16 protein-coding genes and 5 tRNA genes are annotated in these 19,169 nt (G+C 74.7%); 11 read left to right on the plus strand and 10 right to left on the minus strand.

Annotation, left to right across the window (positions count from 1 at the left end):
• Positions 1-160 precede the first annotated feature (160 nt).
• The 4 genes from cbiE (at position 161) to ACIOC1_RS17020 (ending at position 7,622) form a co-directional block, all read left to right on the plus strand.
• Positions 161-1,384 (plus strand): precorrin-6y C5,15-methyltransferase (decarboxylating) subunit CbiE, encoded by a 1,224-nt coding sequence (gene cbiE / locus ACIOC1_RS17005; protein WP_401307028.1) that lies wholly within the window; start codon positions 161-163, stop codon positions 1,382-1,384.
• A gap of 293 nt (positions 1,385-1,677) precedes the next feature.
• Complete coding sequence (gene cobT, locus ACIOC1_RS17010) at positions 1,678-5,094, plus strand: nicotinate-nucleotide--dimethylbenzimidazole phosphoribosyltransferase (RefSeq protein ID WP_401855041.1); 3,417 nt, start codon at positions 1,678-1,680, stop codon at positions 5,092-5,094.
• 410 nt (positions 5,095-5,504) lie between these two features.
• Positions 5,505-6,746 carry a uroporphyrinogen-III C-methyltransferase gene (gene cobA, locus ACIOC1_RS17015; protein ID WP_355332608.1) on the plus strand — a complete coding sequence of 414 codons (1,242 nt, stop codon included), beginning with the start codon at positions 5,505-5,507 and terminating at the stop codon, positions 6,744-6,746.
• A 54-nt stretch (positions 6,747-6,800) separates the two neighbouring features.
• Complete coding sequence (locus ACIOC1_RS17020) at positions 6,801-7,622, plus strand: TrmH family RNA methyltransferase (protein WP_401855044.1); 822 nt, start codon at positions 6,801-6,803, stop codon at positions 7,620-7,622.
• A gap of 76 nt (positions 7,623-7,698) precedes the next feature.
• Here the strand turns inward: ACIOC1_RS17020 and ACIOC1_RS17025 are convergent, their stop codons facing one another.
• The 3 genes from ACIOC1_RS17025 to ACIOC1_RS17035 all read right to left on the minus strand — a co-directional run bounded on the left by ACIOC1_RS17025 (position 7,699) and on the right by ACIOC1_RS17035 (position 11,842).
• Entirely contained in the window at positions 7,699-8,844 is a 1,146-nt protein-coding gene (locus ACIOC1_RS17025; protein ID WP_401855046.1) for an acyl-CoA dehydrogenase family protein, read from the minus strand.
• The gene (locus ACIOC1_RS17030) at positions 8,841-10,046 is read right to left on the minus strand and encodes an acyl-CoA dehydrogenase family protein (protein WP_391160858.1); all 1,206 of its coding nucleotides are present in this window, start codon (positions 10,044-10,046) and stop codon (positions 8,841-8,843) included. Before ACIOC1_RS17030 ends, ACIOC1_RS17025 begins: the two co-directional genes overlap by 4 nt.
• A 455-nt stretch (positions 10,047-10,501) precedes the next feature.
• Positions 10,502-11,842: a serine/threonine-protein kinase gene (locus ACIOC1_RS17035; protein WP_355332597.1), complete on the minus strand. Its 1,341-nt coding sequence runs from the start codon at positions 11,840-11,842 to the stop codon at positions 10,502-10,504.
• A 241-nt stretch (positions 11,843-12,083) separates the two neighbouring features.
• On the opposite strand from ACIOC1_RS17035, the gene ACIOC1_RS17040 reads away from it, so the two are divergent.
• Both ACIOC1_RS17040 and ACIOC1_RS17045 read left to right on the plus strand, forming a co-directional pair.
• Entirely contained in the window at positions 12,084-12,317 is a 234-nt protein-coding gene (locus ACIOC1_RS17040; protein WP_188285447.1) for a hypothetical protein, read from the plus strand.
• A 354-nt stretch (positions 12,318-12,671) separates the two neighbouring features.
• Entirely contained in the window at positions 12,672-12,875 is a 204-nt protein-coding gene (locus ACIOC1_RS17045; protein ID WP_355332595.1) for a hypothetical protein, read from the plus strand.
• 277 nt (positions 12,876-13,152) lie between these two features.
• Here the strand turns inward: ACIOC1_RS17045 and ACIOC1_RS17050 are convergent.
• From ACIOC1_RS17050 to ACIOC1_RS17070, 5 genes are all read right to left on the minus strand, one after another.
• Positions 13,153-13,224 (minus strand) — tRNA-Val (locus ACIOC1_RS17050).
• Between the two features lie 38 nt (positions 13,225-13,262).
• Positions 13,263-13,334, minus strand: a tRNA-Val gene (locus ACIOC1_RS17055).
• Between the two features lie 32 nt (positions 13,335-13,366).
• A tRNA-Val gene (locus ACIOC1_RS17060) sits at positions 13,367-13,438 on the minus strand.
• 1 nt (position 13,439) lies between these two features.
• Positions 13,440-13,513 (minus strand) — tRNA-Cys (locus ACIOC1_RS17065).
• Positions 13,514-13,548: 35 nt separating this feature from the next.
• A tRNA-Gly gene (locus ACIOC1_RS17070) sits at positions 13,549-13,621 on the minus strand.
• Positions 13,622-13,843: 222 nt separating this feature from the next.
• Here ACIOC1_RS17070 and ACIOC1_RS17075 point away from each other — a divergent pair.
• The 3 genes from ACIOC1_RS17075 (at position 13,844) to ACIOC1_RS17085 (ending at position 16,681) form a co-directional block, all read left to right on the plus strand.
• A complete protein-coding gene (locus ACIOC1_RS17075; protein WP_401855051.1) occupies positions 13,844-14,923 on the plus strand; it encodes a chorismate-binding protein in 1,080 nt (359 codons plus the stop codon).
• Complete coding sequence (locus ACIOC1_RS17080) at positions 14,920-15,741, plus strand: aminodeoxychorismate lyase (protein WP_355332590.1); 822 nt, start codon at positions 14,920-14,922, stop codon at positions 15,739-15,741. The genes ACIOC1_RS17075 and ACIOC1_RS17080 overlap by 4 nt, the downstream gene beginning before the upstream one ends.
• Before the next feature lie 94 nt (positions 15,742-15,835).
• Complete coding sequence (locus ACIOC1_RS17085) at positions 15,836-16,681, plus strand: GNAT family N-acetyltransferase (RefSeq protein ID WP_401855053.1); 846 nt, start codon at positions 15,836-15,838, stop codon at positions 16,679-16,681.
• A gap of 93 nt (positions 16,682-16,774) precedes the next feature.
• Here ACIOC1_RS17085 and ACIOC1_RS17090 read toward each other — a convergent pair whose 3' ends face one another.
• Positions 16,775-17,365 carry a DsbA family protein gene (locus tag ACIOC1_RS17090; RefSeq protein ID WP_401855055.1) on the minus strand — a complete coding sequence of 197 codons (591 nt, stop codon included), beginning with the start codon at positions 17,363-17,365 and terminating at the stop codon, positions 16,775-16,777.
• Between the two features lie 167 nt (positions 17,366-17,532).
• Between ACIOC1_RS17090 and ACIOC1_RS17095 the strand changes: the two genes are divergently transcribed.
• Positions 17,533-17,982 (plus strand): hypothetical protein, encoded by a 450-nt coding sequence (locus ACIOC1_RS17095; RefSeq protein WP_391046554.1) that lies wholly within the window; start codon positions 17,533-17,535, stop codon positions 17,980-17,982.
• Between the two features lie 112 nt (positions 17,983-18,094).
• Complete coding sequence (locus ACIOC1_RS17100) at positions 18,095-18,331, plus strand: hypothetical protein (protein ID WP_355332579.1); 237 nt, start codon at positions 18,095-18,097, stop codon at positions 18,329-18,331.
• Positions 18,332-18,396: 65 nt separating this feature from the next.
• Here ACIOC1_RS17100 and ACIOC1_RS17105 read toward each other — a convergent pair whose 3' ends face one another.
• A complete protein-coding gene (locus ACIOC1_RS17105; protein WP_355332576.1) occupies positions 18,397-18,954 on the minus strand; it encodes a CGNR zinc finger domain-containing protein in 558 nt (185 codons plus the stop codon).
• Between the last annotated feature and the right edge of the window lie 215 nt (positions 18,955-19,169).

Below are 19,169 nucleotides of genomic sequence, written 5' to 3' on the forward strand. Positions count from 1 at the left end.
CCCACCGGCTCCGAGGACGCCGTGGCGGATACCTGCCCCCTCGCCTCGTCCCCGGGCACCCGGGCCCGGATAGTGTTCTCCCCCCGGGACCGGGGCGCGCCACGCCGCCGTGCCGTGACCTGGTCCGCAGCGATCCGCACAGCCATGGAGGCAGACGACGATGGCCGACCGGGTCACCGTGATCGGATGGGACGGCTCACCTCCGTCCGACGCGGCCCGCGCCGCACTGAACGCCGCCACCCTGGTCGCGGGCACCAAACACCATCTCGCGCTGTCGCACGTCCCCGAGCACGCCGAGCGGATCGTGCTGGGCAGCATCGAGATCGCCGCCCGCAGGATCGCCAAGCACCGCGGCAGCGCCGTCGTACTCGCCGACGGCGACCCCGGCTTCTTCGGCGTCGTCCGCGCGCTGCGGGCGCCGGAACACGGCCTGGAGATCGAGGTCATCCCCGGCGTCTCCGCCGTCGCCACCGCCTTCGCCCGCGCCGGAATGCCCTGGGACGACGCCCGCGTGGTCGTCGCGCACGGCCGCTCCCTGCGCCGCGCGGTCAACGTCTGCCGCGCTTACCCGAAGGTCGCCGTGCTCACCGCGCCCGGCGCGGGCCCGGTCGAACTCTCCCTGCTGCTCACCGGAGTCCACCGCACCTTCGTCATCTGCGAAGCGCTCGGCACCGAGCAGGAACAGGTGACAGTTCTCACCTCCGACAACGTCGCCGACCACATCTGGCGCGATCCGAACGTCGTCCTGGTCGTCGGCGGCACCACCTCCGCCGGTTCGGGAGCGGCCGGTCTCGGCGTACCGTCGGCGGAGCGCGGCGGCTGGATCGCCGGGCGCGACCCCGGATTTCCCGGCCCGGTCCGCGGCTGGGCGCTGCCCTCGTCCGAATACGGCGGCGACACCTCGGCGCATCTGCGCGCCTTCCAACTCGCCCGGCTCGGCCCGCGCACCGGCGACCTCGTGTGGGACATCGGCTCCGCGGACGGCGCCGTCGCCGTCGAGGCCGCGCGCTTCGGCGCCGCCGTCATCGCCGTCGACCGGGACGCCGACGCGTGCGACTGGATCACCGCCACCGGCCGCAGGGCCGGGGTCCAACTCCAGGTCGTACACGGCCCGGCGCCCCAAGTGCTGGACGACCTTCCGGAGCCCGACGCGGTACGGATCGGGTGCGTCGACGCCGAGGTGACGGCCGCCTGCGCGGCCCGCCGCCCGGAGCGGATCGTGACCGGCGCGACCACCCGCGACGAGGCCGAAGCGGTCAGCAGGGCACTGGAGGAAGGCGGTTACGAGGTGGAACGCGCTCTCCTGCAATCCGTCGAACTGGATTCCGAGTGGGCCGAGCGGGAACGCTCAGTGACCTTTGCCCTCTGCGGCACGCGCCGCTGATCTGTGCATGATCAAAAACGCCTGCACAGAAGGCGTTTGCGCCGGTCGCGGACGTGTGTCGGGGCATCGTACGCGGGGCGTCCCGAGGTGCGGACCACCGGACGGGCCGCCGCGCCGAGCGGGGTAGGCTGGCGGATCGTTGTGCCGTCGTCGTGCGTTGACGGGTCGTCGAGAACCGCGGCGTCCGGCGCTCACGTGCCCGCTGCTCCGCACGCTCGTTCTCTTGCGTGAGGGGGTCGGGCCGCGCGCGGTGCAGCGCTGGAAGGAGCGAAACCGATGGGCGAGGGGCACGCATGACGGACACCGGTCGGATCCCCGGCGAGGGGCTGCCGGAGAACGCAGTCGGGGAAGCGGTTCGCCAGCCGCACTCCGAGCTTCCCGGCACTGCCGTACCGCAGCCGTCCGTCCCCGGCTGGGGCGCGGAACCGCTTCCCGACGAACAGGGCGCACCCGCGTACACCTACCTCGACCAGCCCGCCGCTCCCGGCGCGGGCATCGACGACGAGGACGACGTGCTGCTCATGCCGGGCCCGCAGGGGTCCTGGAGCGACCCGCAGCCGGTGCCGCCGCAGCCCGTACCGGCCCACGCCGACGCGCACGAGGCGGGCGGCCGGGACTCCGGCTCCATCGACTACGCGGCGGTGCTCGCGCCGCAGCCGCTCCCGCAGGGCCTGCCCCAGGACGTCCAGCAGGCCGCCCAGCAGGGCGGCGATGCGCTGCCCCCGGCCGTGCCGCCCGTGGCCGAGGCCGCGACACCCGCCGCGGGGAATCCGGCGCCCGGCTACGGCTTCGACACCGGTACCGAGCACGCGGCCCCGGCCGCCGAGTTCGCCGGCCCCGGCGACACGGGCGCGGTCCCGATGCCGTCTGCCGGTGTGCCGCAGCCGGCCGGCGCCCAGACCGCCCAGACCGCCGCGCCGCGCCGCCCGCTGCACATGGGCCCGCCGATGCCCGACAGCATCGGCGGGGGCGTCTCCGTACGCTCCCTGGCCGACCGCGGTCCCGCGCACGCCCAGGCACCGGCGCAGACCCCGGTACGGGCCTCGGGCCCGCCGACCTCCGGCCCCGAATACCTCGACGTGCCGCAGGACGACACCTCCGGCATCCCGGCCCAGCAGACCGGCGAGGCCGCGGACCGGACTCCCGCCTCCGGTACGGCGGGCGCCGAGCAGGTCGGCGGCTGGCCCGCCGCCCCCGCCGCCTCCCAGCCGTCGCTGATCCCGCACGCCGACAGCGTCGTCCCGCCGCGGCCCGCCGACCCGTTGCGCGCGTTCCTCGCGCCCGACGACGCGCCGGAGGAGACCGCGGCTCCGGCCGCCGCCGCCCCGGTCGCCGCCGTCCCGGCCCAGGCCCCGGCGCCGGTGGCCGTCCCCGAACCCGCCGCGCAGCCCGAACCCACCGCGCAGCCTGAGGCCGTGGCGCAGCCCGTGGCCGTCGAGCCGGTCCGGCCCGTGCCGCCCGCTCAGCCCCCCGCAGCCGAGTACGCGCCCGCTCCCGAGCAGGCCGCGCCCGCGGCCCCGGCCGAGCAGGAGGCGCCGCACGTCGCGCCCGAGGAGCAGCCGTCGGCGGCCGTACAGGCTCCGGCGCCGCTGCCCGAGGCCGTACCGGTGGAAGCGGCACCGGCCGAGGCCGCGCCCGTGGAAGCCGTACCCGTGGAGGCCGTCCAGCAGACGCCCGCCGAGGGGACGCCCGCGCCCGCCGCGGCCGAGCCGGTCGCCGTGCCGGTACCGGCGGACGTACCGGAACAGGCCGCTGCTCCGGCGCAGTCGGCCGAGACCGCGCCCGAGGCGACTCCCGAAGCCGAGGCCGCGCCCGTGGAGGCCGTACCCGAGGCCGCCCCCGAGGCCGTCGTCGCGGAGCCGGTCGTCGCGGAGCCCGTCGCCCCCGAGCCCGTCGCACCCGAGCCGGTCGCCGCCGCTGTCGCCGAGGCCGAAGAGGCCCAGCCGCTGCCGGTCGCGGTCGCCCCGCAGCAGGGGCCCGCGGCGGAGGCGTACGAGCCCGCCGTCCGGGACGCCGTGCACCGGGTGATCCGCGAACGGCGAGACATCCGCAACGGCTTCCGGTCCGACCCGATCCCGCACGACGTGCTGCTGCGCGTCCTGGAGGCGGCGCACACCGCGCCCAGCGTCGGGCACTCGCAGCCGTGGGACTTCGTCGTCATCAGGTCGGCGAAGACCCGCGAGAAGATGCACGAACTGGCCATGCAGCAGCGGGAGGCGTACGCCAAGTCGCTCCCCAAGGGCCGGGCGCGGCAGTTCCGCGAGCTGAAGATCGAGGCGATCCTCGACACCCCGGTCAACATCGTGGTGACCGCCGACCCCACCCGCGGCGGCCGGCACACCCTCGGCCGCCACACGCAGCCGCAGATGGCGCCGTACTCCTCCGCGCTCGCCGTGGAGAACCTGTGGCTCGCCGCCCGCGCGGAAGGACTCGGCGTCGGCTGGGTCTCCTTCTTCGACGAGCGCCAGATGGTCACCGAGCTCGGCCTGCCCGAGCACCTGGAGGTCGTCGCCTACCTGTGCGTCGGGTACGTCGACGAATTCCCCGACGAGCCCGAGCTGATGCAGGCCGGGTGGTCGCAGCGCCGCCCGCTGTCGTGGGTCGTGCACGACGAGGAGTACGGCAACCGCGCGCTGCCCGGCGAGGAGCCGCACGACCTGCTGGAAGAGACGCTGCGCGGCATCCGCCCGCTGGACGCCAAGGCGCTCGGCGAGGCGTGGGAGCGGCAGAAGCGGATGACGAAACCGGCGGGCGCGCTGGGCATGCTGGAGATCATCTCCGCGCAGCTCAGCGGGCTTTCGCGGCAGTGCCCGCCGCCGATCCCCGAGCCCGCGGCCGTGGCGATCTTCGCCGGTGACCACGGGGTGCACGCCCAGGGCGTCACCGCGTGGCCGCAGGAGGTCACCGCGCAGATGGTGGCCAACTTCCTCGGCGGCGGCGCCGTCTGCAACGCCTTCGCCAACCAGGTCGGCGCCGAGGTCTGCGTCGTGGACGTCGGCGTCGCCTCCGAACTGCCCAGCACCCCGGGGCTGTTGCCGCGCAAGGTCCGCGCGGGCACCGCCGACTTCACCGCGGGGCCCGCCATGACCCGCGAAGAGGCGCTGCGCGCCATCGAGGTCGGCATCGAGACCGCCCGCGACCTCGTCGCCGCGGGCAACAAGGCGCTGCTCACCGGCGAGATGGGCATCGCGAACACCACGACGTCCGCCGCCCTCATCGCCGTCTACACCGGCGTCGACCCCGCCGAGGTCACCGGGCGCGGCACCGGCATCAACGACGAGATGCACGCCCGCAAGGTCGAGGTCGTCCGGCGCGCTCTCGACCTGCACCGGCCCGACCCCGGCGACCCCATCGGCGTCCTCACCGCCATCGGCGGTCTCGAACACGCCGCCATGGTCGGGCTCCTGCTCGGCGCCGCGGCCCTCCGTACCCCCGTCATCCTCGACGGCGTCAGCGCCGGTGCCGCCGCCCTGGTCGCTCGCGCCATCGCCCCCGAGGTGCTCGCCGCCTGCATCGCCGGGCACCGCAGCGCCGAGCCCGGGCATGTCGCCGCGCTCACCACGCTGGGGCTGCGGCCCCTCGTCGACCTCGACCTCCGCCTCGGCGAAGGCACCGGGGCCTTGCTCGCGCTGCCCCTCGTCCAGAGCGCGGCGCGCGTCATGCACGAAGTCGCCACCTTCGACGCGGCGGGCGTCACCGAGAAGGGGTAGCCCCCGCACGGGGTGCCCCCGCTTGAAGCTCAGGCCCTCCCCGGGCCCTGTTCCTCCTCCCCGCAGGGGGCGCCGCTGACGGCTGCATGCACCCCGGCGGCGCGGTCGTGGCCCCAGGGGGTGCCGCCTGCTGTGGTGTGCGCAGTGGCGGTGCGTCCTGGCCGAGTGCGCAATTCCCCGCGCCCCCAGGAGGTGCCGCCTGCTGTGGTGTGCACAGTCGCGGTGTGTCGTGGTCGGCCGCGCGGTTCCCCGCGCCCCCAAGAAGGACCGCTCACCCTTCTGCGGAAGAGGACGCGTCCCGGAGGGGCGGGGGGAAGCGCGCGGCCGGGCACGGTGGGGCCGACCGGGGCCGGGGCCGAAACGTAGGATCGCCGCACGCAGTGGAAACCGTTGAGAAGGAGCCGGACCGCATGGATCGCAAGGACGCCCCGGCGTACCCCGTAGGGCTGCGCCTCGCCGGACGGCGCGTCGTGGTGGTCGGCGGTGGCCAGGTGGCGCAGCGGCGGCTTCCGGCGCTGGTGTCGGCGGGGGCGGACATCGTGGTGGTGTCGCCGACGGCGACGCCGTCGGTGGAGGCGATGGCCGACGCGGGCGAGCTGCGCTGGGAGCGGCGGCCGTACGAGGACGGGGACCTGGAGGGCGCCTGGTACGCCCTGGTGGCGAGCACAGACGCGGCGGCGAACGCGGCGGCGTCCGCGGAGGCGGAGGCCCGCCGGGTGTGGTGCGTGCGCAGCGACGACGCGGAGGCGGCCACGGCGTGGACGCCCGCGACGGGCCGTTCGGAGGGCGTGACGGTGGCGGTGCTGACCGGCAGGGACCCCCGGCGGTCGGCGGCGGTACGGGACGCGGTCGTCGAGGGGCTGCGGGACGGCACGCTGGTGGCGCCGCACCACCGGACGCGGACGGCGGGCGTGGCGCTGGTCGGCGGCGGCCCCGGCGACCCGGACCTGATCACGGTGCGCGGACGCCGCCTCCTGGCGGAGGCGGACGTGGTGATCGCCGACCGGCTCGGCCCGCGCGACCTGCTGGACGAACTGCCGCCGCACGTCGAGGTGATCGACGCGGCGAAGATCCCGTACGGCCGGGCGATGGCCCAGGAGGCCATCAACAGCGCGCTGATCGAGCACGCCAGGGCGGGCAAGGCCGTGGTCCGGCTCAAGGGCGGCGACCCGTACGTCTTCGGGCGCGGTATGGAGGAGGCCGAGGCGCTGGCCGCCGCCGGTGTCCCGGTCACCGTCGTACCCGGCATCTCCAGCTCCATCAGCGTGCCGGGCGCGGCCGGTATCCCGGTCACGCACCGGGGTGTGGCCCACGAGTTCACGGTGGTCAGCGGCCATGTCGCGCCCGACGACGCGCGCTCGCTGGTCGACTGGACGGCGCTGGCCCGGCTGCGCGGCACCCTCGTGCTGCTGATGGCGGTCGAGCGGATCGGCCCGATCGCGGCGACGCTGGTGGCGGGCGGCCGGTCCGCCGACACACCCGTGGCCGTGGTGCAGGAGGGCACGACGGCCGCGCAGCGCCGGGTGGACGCCACGCTGGCGACCGTCGCGGACGTCGTGGAAGCGGAAGGCGTACGTCCCCCCGCCGTGATCGTGATCGGCGACGTGGTCACCGTGGGCGGCGGCGTCGCACAGGGCCGTACCGGCCGGTGAACGGCTTGTGGATGCGCCGTTGGCAGGTGCCGGAGGACAGGGCAGTATCAGGCTGTGGCTGAGCTCATCACGATCGACGACCCCGACGACCCGCGCCTGCACGACTACACGTCGCTGACCGACGTGGACCTGCGCCGCCGCCGCGAACCCGCCGAAGGTCTCTTCATCGCCGAGGGCGAGAAGGTCATCAGGCGGGCCCGGCACGCCGGTTACCGCATGCGCTCGATGCTGCTGTCCGCCAAGTGGGTGGACGTCATGCGCGATGTCATCGACGAGGTGCCCGCTCCCGTCTACGCCGTCAGCCCCGACCTCGCGGAGCAGGTCACCGGCTACCACGTGCACCGGGGCGCCCTCGCCTCCATGCAGCGCAAGCCGCTGCCGACGGCCGAGGACCTGCTCGCCGCCGCCCCCGCCCAGGGCGCCGGACGCCGCGTCGCGATCTTCGAGGACATCGTCGACCACGCCAACCTCGGCGCCGCCTTCCGCAGCGCCGCCGCCCTCGGCGTGGACGCCGTCTTCCTCTCCCCGCGCTGCGCCGACCCCCTCTACCGGCGCGCCGTCAAGGTCTCCATGGGCGCAGTCCTCCAAGTCCCCTGGACCCGCCTGAGTTCCTGGCCCAAGGACATCGAACGCTTCCGCCAGCAGGGCTTCGTCACCGCGGCGCTCTGCCTCGCCGACAAGTCGATCACCATCAACGAGTTGGCCGCCCGCCGCTACCCCAAACTCGCCCTCATGCTCGGCACCGAGGGCGACGGCCTCTCCGTGGACGCCCTGCGCGCCGCCGACGAGTGGGTCAGCATCCCGATGGCCCCCGGCGTCGACTCCCTCAACGTCGCCGCCGCGTCGGCCGTCGCCTTCTACGCCACGAGGCGGTAGCCGCGCGGGGCGGCAGCCGGGGCCAGGTCGTCAGGCGCGCTGGGGGCACCCCCAGCGCGCCCACGGGCCCGCGTCCTCACGGGCGGGGCGGGAGCCCCACCAAAGAGGCCAGCGCCGCGCGGTGGTACCCCGGCGTGCCGAGGGCGATCTCGTCCGCCTTGGCGCGCTTGAGGTAGAGGTGGAGCGGATGCTCCCACGTCATGCCGATGCCGCCGTGCAGTTGAAGGGCCTCTTCCGCGGCGTGGACGGCCGTGGCGGCGACGTACGACTGCGCGACGGACACGGCGACGGCGGTGTCGGGCGCGCCGGTGGCCAGGGCGTCGGCGGCTGAGCGGGCGGCGGCGCGGGCCGAGACGACCTCGAGCCAGAGGTCGGCGAGCCGGTGCTTGAGCGACTGGAAGGACCCCACCACGCGCCCGAACTGGTGGCGCTCACCGAGGTAGCGGACGGTCTCGTCCAGGCACCACTGGGCGATGCCGAGCTGTTCCGAGGCGAGCAGCCCGGCGCCGGTGAGCAGGGCGCGGTCCAGCGCGGCGGCCGGGTCTGCGGCGGGCAGGAGACGCCCGGCGGCGCCGGAGAGCTCCAGATCGGCGAGCGGCCGGGTGAGGTCGAGGGAGACCGGCCGTACGGTACGGACGTCGGCCGCCGCGACCTCGTAGAGCCCCGGGCCTTCCGGGCCGACGGCGGGGACGACGAGCACGTCCGCGACGAGGGCTTCCACGACGCTGGTGACACGGCCGGTCAGCAGACCGCCCGCGTCGGCGCGTACCGCTGTGGGGAAGGCGCCGCCGGGAGCGGCGGACAGCGGGACGGCCAGCGCCGCCGTGGCCGTGCCTGCGGCGAGGCGGCCGAGCAGCGCCGCCGTCCCCGCGTCCTCGGTGTCGCAGCCGAGCAGCGCGGTGGTGGCGAGGACGGCGCTGCCGAGGAAGGGCGTGGGCGCGGCGCCGCCGCCCAGGACTTCGAGGGCGACGGCGGCCTCCCGCGCGGTGGCGCCCTGGCCGCCGAGCTTCTCCGGCACCAGCAGCCCAGCGAGGCCGAGTTCGGCGGCGAGCACCCGCCACAGCGCCGGGTCGTACGGTGTGTCGGTCTCGATCGCGGCCAGCACGGCCGTCGGCGGGCAGCGGTCGGCGAGGACGTCGCGCACGGCGGCCCGCAGGTCGTCCTCGACCTCGGAGTAGAGGAGGTCGGCGGGGCCGGGGGAGGGGGCGGAGGCGGCGGTCATCGGGGGAGGTCCTTCCAGGCGGCGTCCTTGTCGGTGCGGGGCTCGGAGGGCAGGCCGAGGACCCGCTCGGCGACGATGTTGCGCAGGATCTCGGAGGTGCCGCCCTCGATCGAGTTCCCCTTGGCCCGCAGATAGCGGTAGCCCGCGTCGCGGCCGTAGAAGTCGACACTGCGCGGCCTGACCATCGTCCAGTCGCCGTAGCGCAGACCGTCCTCGCCGAGGAGTTCCACCTCAAGGCCGCTGATCTGCTGGTTGAGCCGGGCGAAGGCCAGCTTGAGCCCGGAGCCCTCGGGGCCCGGCGCGCCGGACACGAGCTGCTGGCGGACCCGCTCGGCGGTGAGCCGCGCGACCTCCGCGTCCACCCACAGCCGCATCAGCCGGTCGTGCAGCTCCGGCGTCCGCAGCTCGGGCCGCTCGCGCCAGGTCGCGGCGACGGGGCCCATCATGCCGCCCTCACGCGGCAGGCTCTGTCCGCCGATCGCCACCCGCTCGTTCATGAGCGTGGTCTGCGCGACCCGCCAGCCGTCGCCGACCTCGCCGAGCCGGTGCGCGTCGGGAATCCGCACCCCGCTGAGGAACACCTCGTTGAACTCGGCCTCACCGGTGATCTGCCGCAGCGGACGCACCTCGACGCCGGGGTCGGTCATGTCGCACACGAAGTACGTGATCCCTCGGTGCTTGGGCACATCCGGGTCGGTACGGGCGATGAGGATCGCCCAGCGCGCGGTGTGGGCACTCGACGTCCAGACCTTCTGGCCGTCCACGACCCACTCGTCGCCGTCGCGGACCGCCCGCGTGCGCAGCCCGGCCAGGTCCGAGCCCGCGCCCGGTTCGCTGAAGAGCTGGCACCACACCTCCTCGCCGGTCCACAGCGGTCGCAGAAAGCGGGACTTCTGCTCCTCGGTGCCGTACCGCAGGATGGTCGGCGCCGCCATGCCGAGCCCGATGCCGATCCGCCGGGGATCGTTGTCCGGCGCCCCGGCCGCCGTCAGCTCCGCGTCCACCGCCGCCTGCGCCGCCCTCGGCGCGCCCAGGCCCCCGAGGCCCTCGGGGAAGTGCACCCACGCCAGCCCCGCGTCGAACCGCGCCCGCAGAAACTCCAGCGGCTCCGTCCGCCCCGGCTCCCACGCCGCCAGCAGCGCCCTGGCCCGTCGGCGCAGCTCCTCCTCGCCGAGGCCGTCCTTCGCGGTGGTGGTCGTCATGCGCCGCGTCCTTCCGATCGCCCGAGCCTACTAAGCAAGCGCTTGGAAACCTAGCCGAAGTCCGCCCACCCACGCCAGCCCCCCTGCGGGGGAGGCTTCACGAGTACGGACGCCCGCGCGAGTGCCACATCCCGTCGCGGAGCCAGCCCCGCCCCGCCGTGGCCGCCCGCGCCCCGGTGGGGGCCGGTCGCGCAGTTCCCCGCGCCCCTCAAAAGCCCGCCCCACCCGGCGTCCGCACTGGGGCCCCGTAGGGGCGCGGGGAACTGCGCGGGCAAGCGCAGCGGGCCGGTGCTGTTCGCGCGGCGGAATGTGGCACCCACCTGGGGGCGCGGGGAACTGCGCGACGAGCCACGGCTGGCCGGGACTGTCCGCACGGTCGAAAGTGGCACCCCACCCGGGGGAACGGCGCGATCGGCCGTGACGGAAGCCGACATCGGGCCGCCCGGGCGGCAGCCCTAGGGGCCTGAATCCCCGGCGGAAGCCGAGACGGTGACCGTGGGCGGGACGCCCAGTCCACGGGAGAGCCGGTGGCACCCCTGGGCGGCGGCGATGATGACGGCCGCGAGAAGGGTGACGATGACGAAGACGAAGACGCGCTGGCGCAACAGGCGCCGCTTCGGGCTGGCACCGGGACGCCGCCCGGTCGGCGTCCGGGCGGCGGGGGTGCGGGTCCCGGAGGACCGGGGGCCGGGCGGCCGAGGCGGCGGCGTACGCGACCCGGAGCGCCCCCCGGACGTGCCGGCGCCGCCCTGCCCCCCGGCACCGGCCCCGGTACCGTGCGGCCCCTGGCCACCGCCCGTACGGCTGCCGCGGCCGGGCGCGGTACCGGGACCCGTACGCCCGTTGGTCGGCCCGCCGGCCGGCCGCCGTTCGGTGTGCTGCTGCGCGTACTCCTCGGCCCTGCGGCCGGTCGGCCGCTCCGGGCGCGGCCCGGCCGCCTTCGGCAGCCCCTCGCGGCGCGGCGCGCCGATCCCGCGGGCCTCGCGGGCGGCGATCTCGGCGAGCCGTTCCGAGAGCTGCACGGTGCTCGGCCGCTCCTCGGGGTCCTTGGCCAGGCACGCGTAGACCAGCGGCGCGAGCGCGTCGGGCACGCCGGTCAGATCCGGCTCCTCGTGCACCACGCGGTACAGCATGACCTCGGAACTGCCCTGCCCGAAGGGCGAGTCGGCGGTCGCCGCGTACGCCAGGGTGGCGCCGAAGGCGAAGACGTCGGTGGCCGGGGTGACCGCGGCGCCGCGCACCTGCTCGGGCGCGAGGAAGCCGGGCGAGCCGACCGCCGTACCGACGTGCGTCAACGTGCTGGCCCCGGTCGCCCAGGCGATGCCGAAGTCGATGATCCGCGGGCCCTTGGGGGACAGCAGGATGTTCGACGGCTTGAGGTCGCGGTGCACGACCCCGGCCTCGTGCACGGCGACCAGCCCCTCGGCGAGGGCCGCGCCGATCGTGGCGACCTCGGCGGCGGGCAGGGTGCCGCCCTCGGCGACCTTGTCGTGCAGGGACGGCCCCGGCACGTACTGCGTGGCGAACCACGGGCGTTCGGCCTCGAGGTCGGCCGCCACCAGCCGGGCCGTGCAGCCGCCGCGGATCCGCCGGGCGGCGGACACCTCACGGGCGAACCGCGAGCGGAACTCCTGATCCTCCGCCAGCTCGGGCCTGATGACCTTCAGCGCGACGCGCTGCCCGCGCTTGTCCGCGCCGAGGTAGACCACGCCCATGCCGCCCGCCCCGAGCCGCCGGTGCAACCGGAACGCGCCGACGACCCGCGGATCCTCGCGCCGGAGCCGCATCATCGCCATGTCCGTCCGTCCCCTGCCTCCGGTGGGGGAGGCCCCACTCCACTGAACTGACCGGCCGCTGGGCCGGCCGCCCACAGCTTACGGACTCAAGTCCCCCCGCGCGCTGATGCCCCGCAGGCGCGCGGGCGCTAATTGTCAGTGCCCGGTGGGATCCTTGAGAGGTGGGAGCGCGCCCGACCGACGGGTGGTCAGCACCGCGCCCGCTTCGCCAACGGACCGTCTGCCAAGGGGGAATGACGCCGTGAAAGGTGATCGTGTGGAGATAGTCGTCGACGCGGGGGACACCACCCGCACCTATGAGGTCATCGCCACCCGGGCGGGCCGCAGAGTGGAGACGGCGGTGCGCCGAGGTGTCGTGGAAGTGAGTGAAGTCACCCGCAATGGGACGGTGGTGCGCACCGCCCGCTTCATGTCCACCAGGGTTCTCGCCCTGGTGGAGCAGCCGGTACCGCGCGAGGTCGAGCAGGCGGGCTGAGCGCCGCCCCGTCACCGCACCGTCGTCCGACCCCGCCACCGCCCTGTCACCCGCCCCGCTACCGACTCCGTCCCGGACCCCTCTTCAGGAAAGCCGCCCCTCCGGCCGGGTGTCCCCTCCGGGATACCCCTGGTGACCTAGGTCGCCTCCTCCACCCAGGGGAGTATCCGGGCCGCTCGCCGTCATCCTCCGGGAGGCCGGTAAAGGGGTACGAGGGCATGACGACCGGCCGCCGTCGCGCCCCTAATGTTGAGGTCAAGCGGCGGGCGAAGCACTCGTCCCCCGAGGTCAAACGTCCGCCGCCCCAAATCTGACAACAGAAGATCTGACCACACCACACCTCTGGAGAGGGCCATGGCGAACACGGTGGAACGCACCGCGCGTGCCGTGCGCGGCGGCAGGGCGCTGATCGTCGGCGCCCGTCCGACCGGCACCCGGCATCCGCTGGTGGCGGCGGCCATGGTGCTGCCGCTGGCAGCGCTGCTCGCCTACTTCTTCGGTGGAGTGGACGCGGTGGTCACACAAGCGTCGTCCGTAGCCGGCCTGATGGGGCGCTGACACAACGCCCCAGGCCCGGAAGAGCGGTCCGGGCCGGGGACATACCGGTGAACCCCGTGGGGACGGGGGTACGGCGGACGACTGCGTTTGCCCGGGTATCGCGAGATACCCGGGCATTGCGCTTTTCCGGGGCCAGTTGACCCCGATCCCGACGACGGAGGCGGTCCTCCCGCGACCGAGGGGACCCGCACAGCCGAGGGGACCCGCAACGGCCGAGTGGACCCGCACGACCGAGGGCCGGAAGCTCGATCGCTTCCGGCCCTCGGTGTCCTGCGCGTGGACGATACTGGGATTGAACCAGTGACCCCTTCCGTGTCAGGGAAGTGCTCTCCCGCTGAGCTAATCGTCCTCGGTCGTGCGGGTGACGCGGATGGTGCTGATGACGCGTGCGCGATACTGGGATTGAACCAGTGACCTCTTCCGTGTCAGGGAAGCGCTCTCCCGCTGAGCTAATCGCGCGGGATCTTTCTCCAGGACCCTGTGGGGTCCAGTGGACGATACTGGGATTGAACCAGTGACCTCTTCCGTGTCAGGGAAGTGCTCTCCCGCTGAGCTAATCGTCCTTGGAGGTGGAGACGGGATTTGAACCCGTGTAGACGGCTTTGCAGGCCGTTGCCTCGCCTCTCGGCCACTCCACCAACACAGCGGGGGTTCGGGAAGATCCCCCACGTCGAGCGGACGACGAGATTCGAACTCGCGACCCTCACCTTGGCAAGGTGATGCTCTACCAACTGAGCCACGTCCGCAGGCGCCGTAGCTCCGGGGCACTCTCGTGTCCCGGCGACGTGGTGAACTCTAGCGGATTCCCGGTCAAGCTCAAAAACTGGTTTCCGCAGCGTGCCGGGCCAATGACGGGCGCATGACCGGCGGAGCACCGCGACGGCGCCCCGCCTAGACTCGGCTCCACCTGCCGCCGAGCACCGGTTCGGCCCTCTCGTCGTCCACTCGCCGTCCACCAGGGAAGCCCCGTGCGTGACCTCGCCCCCATGGCCCGCTTCGGCGGCCTCGTCGCCTCCGACCTGCGGGATGTCACCGCGGACCTGAGCGCGCTCGACTCCACGGGCTTCTGGGCGGTCGCCGCCGACTTCGAGGGCCGTACGGTCTGCGCCCGCTTCGGCGACGTACGCCGCGACCCCGCCCCCTCCACACCCCGGACCCGCCCCTGGCGCGGCCCCGACCCCGCCGCGTGGACCTCCTCGCTGGACCGCCCGGCCTATGTGGCCGGGGTGCGCGCGATCCGCGAGCGCATCGCGGCCGGCGAGGTCTACCAGGTCAACCTCTGCCGGGTCCTGACCGCGCCGCTGCCCGAGGCGGAGAGCCGGGGCGGGTACGGCGGCCCGGACATCGACGCGCTGTCCGCGGTCCTGGCCCGCGGCAACCCGGCCCCGTATGCCGGAACGATTCGGCTGCCCGCGCACGGCGTCGAGATCGCCACCGCCTCGCCCGAGTTGTTCCTGCGGCGCGACGGCGCGACGGTCGAGTCGGGGCCGATCAAGGGCACCGCGCGGACCGCGGACGAGCTGCTGCCCAAGGACCACGCGGAGAACGTCATGATCGTCGACCTGGTGCGCAACGACCTCGGCCAGGTCTGCGCCACCGGCTCGGTGACCGTGCCCGCGCTGTGCGCGATCGAGCCGCACCCCGGCCTGGTGCACCTGGTCTCCACCGTCCGCGGCGAGCTGCGCCCCGACGCCGGATGGCCGGAGCTGTTCGCCGCCGCCTTCCCGCCCGGCTCGGTCACCGGCGCGCCCAAGTCGAGCGCGCTGCGGGTGCTCGGTGAGCTGGAGACCGCCCCGCGCGGCCCGTACTGCGGCGGGATCGGCTGGGTCGACGCCGACCGGCGGACCGGTGAACTGGCCGTCGGCATCCGGACGTTCTGGATCGACAGGACGGGCCCCGGCGCCCCCCTGCTGCGCTTCGGCACCGGCGCCGGGATCACCTGGGGTTCGGATCCGGAAGGCGAGTGGGCCGAGACCGAATTGAAGGCGGCCAGGCTGCTGGCGGTAGCGTCGGGAGTCCAGGAGACAAGCGGAGGGATGCTTCGGTGAAGATCTGGGTGGACGGCGGACTGCGGGACACCGCGGACGCCACCGTGTCGGTGTTCGACCACGGACTGACGGTCGGCGACGGCGTGTTCGAGACGCTCAAGGCCGTGGAGGGCCGGCCCTTCGCGGTCACCCGCCACCTGGAGCGGCTCGCCAGGTCCGCCCGCGGCCTCGGCCTGCCGGAGCCCGACCAGGACGAGGTGCGCCGCGCCTGCGACGCCGTGCTCGCCGCGAACCCGATGCCGCTCGGACGGCTGCGGATCACGTACACCGGCGGCCCGTCACCGCTCGGCTCCGACCGCGGCGACGCGGGCACCACCCTGGTCGTGGCGCTCGGCGAGGCGTCCGTACGCCCCGACACCACCGCCGTCGTCACCGTCCCGTGGGCGCGCAACGAGAAGGGCGCGCTGTCCGGGCTCAAGACCACCTCCTACGGGGAGAACGTCGTCGCTCTCGCGCGGGCGCACGAACACGGCGCCAGCGAGGCGCTGTTCGCCAACACCCGGGGCAGGCTCTGCGAGGGCACCGGGTCCAATGTCTTCGTCGTCCTCGACGGCCGGCTGCTGACCCCGCCGCTGGCGTCCGGCTGCCTGGCCGGGATCACCCGCGAGCTGGTGATCGACTGGACCGGCGCGCAGGAGACCGATCTGCCGCTCGACGTCCTCGACCGGGCGGAGGAGATCTTCCTGACCTCGTCGCTGCGCGATGTGCAGGGCGTGCACCGGACGGACGACCGTCGGCTGTCCGCCGCTCCGGGGCCCGTCACGGCCAAGGCCATGCGGATCTTCGCCGAGCGCGCGGCGGCCGATCCGAACCCGTAGGTCCCCCAAGTCCCGGCACGGCGGCGGCCGGGCGCGGTAGAACGTCACCCGGCACCCCATGCGATCGGTACGGCGACATCCCGGGAGCGCGACCATGACGACGACCCTCAGACCCGCGGGCCCGGAGCGGCGCGCGCCCGACGGCGGTCGCGCCCGCGCCTTCACCGTCTGCGTCAACGGCCGCCCGGTTGGCGGTGTCGAGCTGAGCGCGGAACCGGGGCTCGGCCCCGGCACCGGGCGGATCGCGGCGCTGGCCGTCGACGAGCCGGACCGGCGGCGCGGGCGCGGCACCGTGGCCGCGCTGGCCGCCGAGGAGGTGCTGCGGCTGTGGGGCTGCGCGCGGGCGGAGGTCTCTGTCCCGGCCGCGGCCGAGTACGGGCTGCGGCTGGCCACCGCGCTCGGCTACGTCGAACGCGCCCGCGGCATGCTCAAGTCACTGCGCGAGCCCGCCCGGCCGCACCCGCTGCCGCCCGGCAGCCGCACGCGCCCGCTGACCGCCGCCGAGTACGGGCCGTGGCGGGCGCACAGCGCGGAGGAGTTCATCGCCTCGCTGGTCGACCGCGGCATGCCGCGCGAGCAGGCGGCGGCCCGCGAGGCCGCCGCCTTCGACCACGTGCTGCCGCGCGGCCGGGACACTCCGGGCGCCGCGCTGTACGCCCTCGCGCACGACGGTGTGACCGTCGGCCGCGTGGCGCTGCGGCTGTACGACGAGGCCGACCGCGCCGCGCCCGCGTGGGTGCTGGCCGTCGAGGTCGACACCGCGCACCGGGGCCGCGGACACGGCCGTACGCTCATGCTCGCCGCCGAGAACGCCTGCCGCGAGGCCGGGGCCCCCGCCGTCGCCCTCGACGTCTTCGCGGGCAACGCACCGGCGCTGCGGCTGTACGAGTCGCTGGGCTACGGCACGACGGTGCGGCACCTGTCGAAGCCGCTGCTGTAGCCCGACCCCGAGCCCGGACCGTGCCCGCGTCTGAGCCCGGACCCGTGCCCGCTGCCCGCGTCTGATCCCGACCCCGATGGGCCCGGCGCCGGTCTAGTCGCGGCCGGGGATCCGGCAGACCTGCGCGTCGTCGCCGGTGGCCGGGCCGGGGCCGGGGACGGCCGAGCCCGCCTCGGCCAGCAGGCGGTCGGCGATGGCGGTGATCCGCTCGCGCAGCCCGTCCTGGCTCTTGCCGCCGTCCAGACGCTCGCCGCCGATCACATACGTGGGCGTGCCGGTGACGCCGATGGCCTTGCCCTCCGCCTCGTCGGAGTCGACGACCAGCAGGTGGCGGCCGTCGATCAGCGCGGTGTCCACCTCGTCGGCGTCCAGGCCGAGATCGCGCGCCACCTCGACCAGCACCGCCTCACCGCGGCTGTCCAGTTCCTCCACCCTGGCCAGCACGGCCTCCGCGTACGGCCAGCCGCTGCCCTGCTCGTACGCCTCCTCGTACGCCTGCGCGGCGGCCAGGGCGTGCGCGTGCTTGGGCAGCGGGAAGTGCCTGAGCTGGATGTCGAGCGTGTCGCCGTACCGCTCGCGCAGCGCGCGGACGTCGTCCAGGGCGGTGCGGCAGTCCGGGCACTGGAGCTCGCACCAGACCTCGAGTACGGGGGGACGCGACACGGCGGGGGAGGGTTGATCCATGGTCCAAGTCTCCCACTCGGGGAGGAGGCACCCCCGAGATCCCCCTGAACCCGGCCCCCGCCGTGGCCTCGCGCGCCCGTGTCGAGGCAGGATGGGAGGACGCGACCTCGTGCGGGCCCTTGGCCGGACCTCACGGGGCCATCCGCAACTGCCGCAGGAGCCTCGGGATGCTGACCACCGCCCTATGCGCCGTCCTGTCCGCCGCGGGCCTGGCCATCGCCGTGCAGACCGCCTACCGCCGACGCTATCTGCGGGCCACCCGCATCGCCGCCGTGTCCCTGCTGCCGGTCGGCCTGGCCATGGCGGGGCTCGTGACCCTCGGCCGCAAGATCGGCACCGCCACCGGCGACTGGGCGGCCGACCTGATCTTCAAGCCCACCGTCTGGCTCGGCTTCGGCGTCATCGGCGTCTCCGTGCTGCTGTACGGCGTCACCCGGCTGATCGCCGCGCGCGTCGGACCCGAGGAGGGGCAGCAGCCCCCGGCGGCCGTGCCCGGCGCCTCCAGCCCCGCGCTGCCCGCCTCCTCCCGCCCGAGCACGAAACGGCGCGCCTCGGCGGACAGCGGTCTGTCCGACTTCGCCGACGTCGAGGAGATCCTCAAGCGGCGCGGTATCTGACCGGAAGGCGTGCGCCGCACGGACCTCTTCGAACGGGTGTGGGGGTCCGAAACACCCCTGGGAGTTGGCGTGTTGGGAGACGAGTGATCGTTCTCTGCGCGATCATCGGCCTGTGCTGCCCACCTCCGGGGATCGTCTCTCCCCTCCGCGGCCGGACCGTGCCGAATCCACTGTCGAGAACGTCGTTCCAGGCCCGCGCGCCGAGGGTCGTGAACCCGCCGCGAGGGCGGGGGAGGGAGAGCCGCAGGGGTGCCTGTACGCCCTTTCGCAGCCCCCGCTGATGCTGTTCCTGTGCGTGATCGGAGGGCTGCTCGGGGCAGGCGCGATCTACGACCTGCTGCTGCTCTGACGCCGCGGGCCAGGGGGCGGACGCCCGCGGCGGCGTCCGCGGTCGGCTGTTCGTGCCGCCCGCGCTCAGGCGCTCGCCTCGCGCTGGCGGGCCCGGTAGGCCGCCACATGGAGCCGGTTGCCGCAGGTGCGGCTGTCGCAGTAGCGGCGTGAGCGGTTGCGGGACAGGTCGACGAAGGCCCGGCGGCAGTCGGGCGCGTCGCACCGCCGCAGCCGGTCGCGTTCCCCGGCGACGATGAGGAAGGCCAGCGCCATGCCGCAGTCCGCGGCGAGGTGGTCGGCCAGCGAGGCGCCCGGCGCGAAGTAGTGCACGTGCCAGTCGTAGCCGTCGTGGTCGGTCAGCCGCGGCGTGGTGCCCGCCTCGGCGACCATCGCGTTGAGCATGGTGGCGGCCGTCGCGTTGTCGGCGGCGCCGAAGACGGCGGTGAAGCGGGCGCGTACGGCGTGGACGGCGGTGAGGTCGCGCTCGTCGAGCCGTCCGACCTCGCTGACCTGGTTGCGCTCCACGAAGCCGCGGAGGTCCGCGACGTCCGCGAGCGATTCCCGGCCCTCGATCTGCGGCGCGGTGTTGACGAGGTCGACGACGCTGTCGAGCGCGCACCTGGTGTCATGGTTGATCAGCACGGAACTGCTCCCTGCCGGCGTGATCGGTCGGCTGCGTTCCGGTGACTCTAGCGCGCGAAAGCCGCCGCCGTGGGGGTGCAGGCCCCACGGAGACGGCTGTCGTGCGTGTCTCGTACGCGACGGGTGACGGTGTCGTGCGTGTCGCGGCGAGCGACGTCACGAGCGATGTCATGAGCGAAATCGCGTGCGAAGTCGTGTCGAGATGACAGGCGGCC

The organism is Streptomyces sp. NPDC088197 (assembly GCF_044741185.1).
Lineage (GTDB): Bacteria > Actinomycetota > Actinomycetes > Streptomycetales > Streptomycetaceae > Actinacidiphila.